This is a genomic window from Protofrankia sp. CiP3 (assembly GCF_917627345.1).
Classification (GTDB): Bacteria; Actinomycetota; Actinomycetes; order Frankiales; family Frankiaceae; genus Protofrankia.
In genome coordinates, this window is record NZ_CAKJTM010000176.1 from 1 (window position 1) to 5,835 (window position 5,835).

Below are 5,835 nucleotides of genomic sequence, written 5' to 3' on the forward strand. Positions count from 1 at the left end.
TGGTGTTACACCGTTGTTCTTACAGGCCCCGTCGCGCTCCTACCCGGATGGCGATGAATTGTGGGCCCGCACCGACCTGCGCGACCGGCACGCCTCCTGCCGGCTGGCTGCACGTGAGCGGGACTGAGGCTGATCGCGAGAGGAACAAGATCGACGCGAAACCACGGCTGGCCGCAAGGTTCGAAGGCAGGCATGGGACGACCGGGCATCGGCGCCGATTGATTCCTTCCCCGGCGAAGTCGGAGACGTTCAGAGACTCGGTTTCCCCGCGATGCGTACATCGTTGAGGAAGGTCGCGGCCCGGATATCAAACGGCGCATTATCGCCAACGTTTTTTATGCCGCTATCCGGTTGCCTCGCGCCATATCAGTATAGTCCTATCATCGCCGGCAGAGGCGAGCATGGTGCGGTCATCTGAAAATGGAACGGCGGTCACCGCACGAACCGTGCCTGTATGGCCGATGAGAGGGGAGGCTGCCGGTTGGCCGCTGATGGGGTCCCACAGCAGTACTTTCCCGTCGTCGCCGCAAGAGGCGAGTAACGTCCGTTCGCCGGAGAGGGGCACCGCGGACAAAGCCCGAACAGTGCCGGTGTGCCCGTTGGTGCGGTTCCATAGCTGTACTGTCCTGTCGTCGCTCCCGGAGGCGAGCAATGTACGGCTATCGGGCAATGATATGGCGGCAAGTGTCCGTACCCAGTCAGTATATCCGACGATTGGCCTAGCGGCGAGTTGTCCATGTACGGGATCCCATAGCCGCACTGTTCTATCATTACTGCCGGAGGCGAGCAGTGTCCGTCCATCGGGCAGTGGTACAGCAGCAAGTGTTCGCACCCAATTAGTGTGACCGGTGAGGGGTGCTGTAGCGGGCTTTCCGGTGACCGGGTCCCAGAGTCGCACCGTTCTGTCATCGCTGCCGGAGGCGAGCAGCGTCCGCCCATCGGGCAGTGGCACAGTGGCAAGTGTTCGTACCCAGTCGGTGTGGCCGGTGAGGGGTGCTGTAGCGGGCTTTCCGGTGACCGGGTCCCAGAGTCGCACCGTTCTGTCATCGCCGCCGGAAGCGACTAGAACCCGACCATCAGGAAAGGATATCGTTGCCAATGCTGCTACCGCACCAGTATGGCCGGCGAAGGGATTCCCGGCAGGTTTTCCACTAACCGGATCCCACAGTCGCACCGTGCCGTCGGCGCTGGCAGAGGCGAGCAGGATCCGACCATCGGGCAACGGTACTGTGACCAGTGCTAGGACCGCGCGGGCGTGCCCCGCCAGAGGGTCGGTGGCCTGCGCCTGCGCGGGGTCCCAGAGCCGTACCGTCCGATCAATGCCGGCAGATGCAAGAAGGGTGCGCCCATCGGGCAAGGACACTGCGCCTAGCACCCCGACCTGGTCGACATGGCCGGCGAGGGGTTCAGCTGCCGGCTCGCCGCTGGCGGGGTCCCACAGTCTCACCGCCTCGTCGTCACCGGCAGAGGCAAGCAGTATCCCTCCATCGGGGAGAGATACTACCGCCAGTGACGAAACGGTATCTGTGTGGCCGTACAACGGTTCGCTGGCGGGCCGTCCGCTGACCGGGTCCCACAGCCGCACAGTCCCGTCACTGCCACCGGAGGCGAGCATAGTCCGACCATTGGCAAGAGTTATCGCTTTAAGTGCCCATACCTCTCTTCCCATCCATCCATCTCCATGCCCAATGAGGGGATCGGTAGCGGGAAGTCCGGTGGCCGGATCCCACAATCGCACCGACGAGTCATCACCCCCGGAAGCAAGCAGCATTCGCCCGTCGGCGAGAGGAACCTCGGCTAGCGCGAATATCGCTCCAGTATGTCCGGTCAGCGGTTCGCTGGCGGGCCGCCCTTTTACTGGGTCCCACAATCGCACTGTTCCATCGCTGCCGGCGGAGGCAAGCACGGTCTGCCCGTCCGGCAAAGACAGCGCTGCGAACGCCCGCACCGCATCGGAGTGTCCGATAAGAATCCGTAATGAAATAACTTGTTCATCTTGAGCCTTCTGCAGGCCCGTGACCTGCGAAGACGCTCCAGAGGATGCATTTGTTATTTCATTACGAATCCTAAGAGACGTGGTGGCCGCCTGTCCGTTGGCCAGGTCCCACAGTCGGACGGTGCCCTCGGTATCGCCGGATGCGAGAAGAGTGCGGCCATCGGCCAGCGGGACGCCCAGTACTCTAGCAATGCCCGAGTGGCCGTCCAGGGGTGCATAGGCTAGCTGTCCATTGACTGGATCCCAGAGCCGCACCGTGCCATCGGAACTGGCTGAAGCAAGCAGAATACGCCCATCAGCGAAAGAGATGGTAGTTAGCGCCCACACTGCATTATTGTGGCCCGCGAGAGGATTGGTAACGGGTTGGCCGCTGACCGGATCCCACAACATCACCATGCCATCGGTGTCGGCGGAAGCGAGGAGATTGCGTCCATCGCCGACTGGTACTGCGGTCAATGCCTGCACTTCGTTGGTGTGGCCGGTAAGGATGCGGTGAGGTATGCCAGTCCACATAGCGGCTTGCGCGGACCATGAACGATCCGCCAGCCGGGCGCTGTTCACGGCAAGTCCAGACGCATGCATTTTGCGTGCCCAGATATGCAGCCACCAAGCCGGGGCATCCTCGGGGTGGATCGGCCACTCATCAATCGCTTGCTCGTAGGCGTTAAGTGCGGCGATACCTTCCCGCGTCCGAAGCTCCTTACGGTGACGCAGGATGTTCCCCGAATGGCAGGTCAACAGGAATCCGGGATCCTCGACTAGATCGTCGAGGATGCGCGCAATAGCAGCATGTTCGGGTAGATTTCTCTTAGTGTAATCTTCAGCTGACCGCCAGTCTCGCCGTCCAAGGGTCGCGGAGGGAACGAGTGCCAGGGTTATGCGCTGGTGTGCAGCTCGGCTCGAGGCGGCCAACTCGTAGGCGAGATAACGTAGATCATCATCGTCGGTATCGTGTATGGATGTGCCAGCACAGAAGTCCCGGAGGCTCTGATGGCGAGGAATATACCTGTCCGGATCTCCTCCCGTGCGCAGAGCAAGGAATGGCCGAAATATTCCTCGCAGAAGTTCCCGCGTCTCATCCTCTGCGACGCCGGCCCATGCGGCGATCGTGCTGACGGACTGAGGCTCGCGAATTGCGGTGAGTGTGGCCAGAACGCTCAGGCCGCGTGCCCGCCAATTGTTGTCGCCAAGTTCGCTGCGCCAGCGGGCTAGGTTGTCGGCGTAGTAGCCGACCAGCCCAGCAGGAAGTTGATCGATTTCACCGGGAGCGCGACGTTGGTCACGGATCTGGTCGAGCACGGTCAAGGCATAGATCCAGACGCCACTAGAGCGGTCTAGCAAGGTTCGACAGAAACGTTCGGCCGTCAAGCCGGAGTTGCGCAAAGCGCCGGCAATATGTGTGTCACTGATCGTGATGGAAGTTAGGTAGTCGAGCAGATCATGGCGGTTGGCGGTACTTTCGACATCGATGCGCTCGACCATCCGAGAACCGGAGGGGATCGCGACTGTCCTGGGCCGAGTGGTAGCGACGATAACGGTTCCCGGTGGGAGGCTCGGCGGTAGACCCAAGGGAATTTCTCCTGCTGGAACCGGCGGGGCCTCGTCCAAGCCATCAACGAGCAGAACGACGGGCGTATCCGGTGCGCCGCGGTCTCGGCTTACCGCTGCCTCGCAGAGGCGGCCGTAGAGCCAGGCAGACGTGTCGGCCGCCGCGGGAAGGAGCCCCTCGGGCGCCGCGTCGTCAAGTTTCCACTGTGCGATGAGCTGTGCGGCAAGATTGCGCCTGGCAGTCTGGGGGGTACGTCCTTCGGCGAGCCGGGTGAAGTGTGCTGGCCACGCCCGAGTGAAGGCCAGATAAGCGGCCAAGGCAGACTTGCCCATACCAGCCTCGGCTTCGATGAGGAGGTAGCCACCACGGCGCTGCCGCACACATCGTGCGAGAAAGCCGTCGATTCGTTCGATCAACTCCTTGCGGCCGCGGAAGCGACTGACCGGGTTGTTTGGATCTGCTGGATCGACCAGCCGTAGATCGCCGGGCAGGGGATCGAGAGGTATAGTGGCCTGCTTCAAGAGGCGGAACGGACCGGAAAACCGCTGCTGCAGCACTTGTCCGTAGTCGATCCCCAATACTTGTCTACCCGCCGCGGACACGTCTCCAACGGCCACAAGATCGGCGAACACGGCCTCTGGAGTTCGCGCGCACTTGTCCAGGAGTGCCGTGATGTCGGCGCCGTTCTCCGCAGCCCAGGTCAATGCGTAATACTGGGCGCGCGGGTTTCCTCCGGTCCTGTTGTGAAAGCTGGCGGCATCGTCGTCGGACGTGTCCTGGCGGTGCTGCCTGAGATGAGCAGCGGACGTGACGCCGTCGAATGGCGGGAGCTCGACGCATCGAGCGGCATCGGTCCGCAGTGATGCGAGCCGGTGGCTACGAGCCGTCAGTACGACGGCGACGCGCTGCGGCAGCGGCAATGCCACCAACTCGGCGACAAAGCTGCGGTCACCACGCTGTTCCGCGGCAAAGACAGCGTTGTCTGCAGCGTCAACGGCCACGACGAGTGCACCGTCCGGGGGAAGAGTTCTCGCAGCGCCTTCCAACGCCCGCGTCAGCAACCGCCACAGCTCCGGCCTGCCCGATGGGGCCTGGACGAGCGGCGATGTGCCACACCGAAGCGCAAGCTCGTTGATCACCTGTGTGGCGAAGCCCCTGAGCGTGTGCCGTTCCTCGCCCGGGTTGAGGTAGGAACCGTTGCCATAGCAGTCAAAGAGCACCACCACCGAGCCGGCAGGCAGATGATCCTTGACCTGCCGCAGCGTGGTGGTCTTCCCTGCACCCGCTGGCGCGGAGGCGATGACGAGCCTACCCAGATTGCCCATGACAGTGTCCGCGAGGGAGCGCGCTGCAGGAACAGACAGCATCTGATGAATCTCGGCGAGCCGCGGCGGCGCCGGGTACAGGTCGACCATGTTCGGTGCCGCGAGCTCGGCGAGAACATCCGCGGCTTTTAGACCACCTCGCCCTCCGCCGGGAAGTGCTTCCTGCCGGACAAGCTCGAACAGGCGCAAGGCTGGATCGGAACCCTGGCCCGGCGTCAGCGTGACCGCGCCGACCCGCACGGCCCGCGCGAACGCAGCGCGATCGAGCGAGCCGGTCTCAGATAGGTCGAGTGCAGCTAAGAAGCCGCAGAACACGTTGCTTCCCAGCCGAGGCTCCACCGCCTTCGCCAACGTGTTCACGACGTCCGCGTGCTCCGCCGTCAGCGCTCGACGCAGGTCGGCCAGCACCGTCCGACGAGCGCCGCGAGAGCGAACGACATCGGCAGCCGCCTCGACGGCCGCAGCAAGCAGCGGCGCGGCGGGGCGATTACTGACGAGCGCAATCCGTACCTTGCTGGCCCCCTCCGGACCGTGGTCGTCCAGCACCTTCGTGAAGGCCGCAGCCAGGTCCGAGATCACCGACCGGTCGCGGTCCGGTGTGTCATCGGGTCGCTTCCTGCGGACGCGCTTCTCGCAGATCCGCGCCACCGTCCACTCGCGGTCGGGATGCCGGGTGCTGTATTTCAACTGTGACAACGCGACCGACTCGGCCGTGGAGAACCGATCACCGCCGAAGTACTCGGCAACGTCCACGGTCTCGTAGGCCTCATCGGGGTCGTCGACCCGAGCCGGACCCTCCAGCGTCACTATGTGTAGTCGCGTTCCTGGCTCGACGAGCCTGAGCGCGCGGTGAGCAGCCCACCAGAAGTGGAAGTCATCCCCAGCGTTTGACTCTGACGCACCCACGCGAGCTGCTCCGCCTCCCCGCCGACGGCCAGCCGCGCCGTCCGGCTCAAGGATAGTTT

The 5,835-nt window shown here is 63.5% G+C and carries 1 protein-coding gene; it reads right to left on the bottom strand.

Annotated elements, in window-relative coordinates:
• Positions 1 to 343: 343 nt before the first annotated feature.
• Positions 344 to 5,623, bottom strand: a complete 5,280-nt coding sequence (locus tag MJ797_RS25550; protein WP_239342118.1) for an AAA family ATPase — start codon at positions 5,621 to 5,623, stop codon at positions 344 to 346.
• Positions 5,624 to 5,835 lie beyond the last annotated feature (212 nt).